We start from the raw sequence: 2,472 nt of genomic DNA on the forward strand, positions 1-2,472 counted from the left end.
GGCCAGTTCGTGGCGGGCGGCGAGGGTCCGGTCGTGGTCGGGCCCCAGCACCCGGTGCACGGGCCCGAGCAGCGCGGTGAAGGCCGCCGCGGCGCCGGCCGGGTCGCCGGCCTCGCCCTGCCACCGGGCGAGCTCGGCCCGCACCGCGAGGGTGTCGGGGTGGTCGGGTCCCAGCCGGTCCCGTGCCGCGCGGGCCAGCTGCTCGAAATGGGTGCGGGCAGCGGCGACCTGTCCGCTCTCGCCGATGCTGTGCCCGGCCCGGATCAGCACCGGGTGCGCCGCGGGTTCCCACAACTCGGCCTCCGCGCAGCGGCGCAGCGCCTCGCAGTTCGCCCGCAGCACCGTGGCCAGGGCGGTGTCGCGCTCGACCTGCGGCCACGCGGCCACCAGCCCGTCGGCCGCGGCCCGTACGACGCCGCGGCGTTGCCCGGGAGCGAGGTCGTCGAAGGCTGCGCGCTGGACGAGCTGGTGCACGCGCACGGCCTGGTGGGGATTGCCCGGTGTGTGGTCGATCAGGCTGAGGCGGTGCAGGATCCGCAGGATGCGCACCAGGTCGTCGGGGGAGGCCAGTCCGGTGCGGGCCGCGGCGGCGAGATGGCCGAGCACCGGCCCGCCGGTCAGCACACCGTCCGGCACGCCGTTGGGGTCCAGCACCGACAGGAGGCCGAGCACCACCCTGGCCGGCCCGTCCGGGGCGTTCCGGTCGGCCCGGGCGATGGACAGGGACCAGGTGGCGGCCAGCGTGGCGGCCTGGTCGTCGGGCAGTTCCGAGGCGTCCGGCAGGAGATCGGCCAGGGCCCTGGCGCGATCGGCCAGCAGGGTGCGGTAGGTCGCACAGTCGACGCCGGCGTCGACCAGGTAGGCGGCTGCCTGGGAGAGGGCCAGCGGCAGGTGGCCGAGGTCGTCCGCCAGGGCTGCCAGCTCGGCCGGCGGGTCGAGGCGGCCGTGGGCAGCCAGAGCCGTGGTGAGGTAGGTGAGGGACTCGTCCGCCGTGAACAGGTCGACGGGCACCAACCGCCGCCCCCGGCCGAGCATCGCGGCGTCCCGCCGTCGACTGGTGACCACGGTCCGACCGCCCGGCGCGACGGGCGGCCACAGGCCGCGCAGGTCCGCGGGGTCACCGACGTCGTCCAGGACGATCAGCCAGCGGCAGGCGTCCATGCCGGACTTGGGCTCCAGCCAGGCCAGGAACGCCCGGGCGGCCCGCTCCGGGTCCGTGGGGTCGGTGTCGAGCACCTCGCCGGCGGCCTGGGCGTAGGCCGAGACCACCGCCGCACGGCCGGTCGCCGTGACCCACACCAGCAGGTCGATCTCGCCGCGCGCCCACAGCTGCCGGGCGTGGAAGGCGGCGAGCTGGGTCTTGCCCACCCCGCCCATCCCCGCCACCACCTGGTAGGCGACCGCCGCGCCCTGCTCGGCGCCGGGCTCTGCCGCCAACTGAGCAGCCCCGGCCCGGTGCTGGAAGCAGTCGGCCTGCCGCGGGAGCACGCCGACCTGGTGCGGCCAGGTCACTCCGGGGCCGGACACCGGGGCGGAGACGACGACCTGGCCACCGCCGGCCACGTAACCGATCGCCACACCGTGGTGGCCCGCACGGGTCACGGACCCCGGTCGCCCGGCCCCTGGCAGCGGCGGGTCCGCCGCAACTGGGCTTGCTGTCGCCGGTCCGCTCAGCCCTGGGGCGGAGCCGGCCGCGAAGGGATGCCGATACCGACCCCGCCGTGGATGACGCCGGCGGCGACCGAGCCTTCGCCGGCCGTGATGGTCAGGTTGCCGCCCACCGCGAGCTGGCCCGCGGTGACGGTGGCCCCGGCCTTCGCGCCGTGTTCCTCCAACAGAGCTCGCAGCGCGGTGGCGGCCTGCGCCCGCTCGGCGTCGGCCAGGGCCTCCAGGCGGGCCTCGATCCGGGTCTGCCACACCGTCTCGTGGCGGATCCGCGCCTGCTCCGCCCCGGCGCCGTCACCCTCGGCCAGGGCGGTCGCGGACTGGTCCAGGCGCTCCAGCTCCGCGGTCACCTGCTCGCCGTCCGCCCGGCCGAACCAGTGGGCCAGGGCCAGCCGCAACCCGCTCCACGCGTCCGTGCCGGCGGCCTTCACCACCGCCGTTCCGCCGGCCGTGGCCAACGCGAGCAGAGCCTGATCGAGCATTCCCGCATCCTCCCCGAGCAGCGCCGCACCGCGCACGCTGCCACCCCTCCGACCGCTACCCGCGGGACTCTACGGTACCGCGGGCCGTTCTCCCAGCGCCCGACCGGGCAGCCGGTCATGACGGTTCGTCAGTGCCGCGGGGTGCGTCGGCGGTAGGCCAGCAGCAGGGTGACGGTGCCGGTGCCGACCAGGCCGACGGCGAGGGCGGCCAGGCGGCGGGGGCTCACCGTGGTGCCGGTGTCGGGCAGGTGGGAGGAGGAGGTGGCGGTGGGGGACGGCGCGGCGCTGGTGGGCGGGGCCGTGGGGGTCGCGGTGCCGGTGGGGG

The 2,472-nt window shown here is 77.0% G+C and carries 2 protein-coding genes and 1 pseudogene; all 3 read right to left on the reverse strand.

Translation table 11 applies throughout. The features are described 5' to 3' along the window. The coding region (locus ACFW1A_RS40065) for an NB-ARC domain-containing protein (RefSeq protein WP_380418599.1) at positions 1–1,578 on the reverse strand (1,578 nt) is incomplete at its 3' end. Between the two features lie 92 nt (positions 1,579–1,670). Next, positions 1,671–2,147 carry a hypothetical protein gene (locus ACFW1A_RS40070; protein WP_380418601.1) on the reverse strand — a complete coding sequence of 159 codons (477 nt, stop codon included), beginning with the start codon at positions 2,145–2,147 and terminating at the stop codon, positions 1,671–1,673. 128 nt (positions 2,148–2,275) lie between these two features. Continuing rightward, a pseudogene (locus ACFW1A_RS40075) lies at positions 2,276–2,472 on the reverse strand (hypothetical protein); the annotation flags it as partial.

The organism is Kitasatospora sp. NPDC058965 (assembly GCF_042741245.1).
Classification (GTDB): domain Bacteria; phylum Actinomycetota; class Actinomycetes; order Streptomycetales; family Streptomycetaceae; genus Kitasatospora.

Coding starts and splice junctions, on each gene's coding strand:
- ACFW1A_RS40070 (WP_380418601.1), bottom strand. CDS start 2,147: ATGCTCGATCAGGCTCTGCTCGCGTTGGCCACGGCCGGCGGAACGGCG.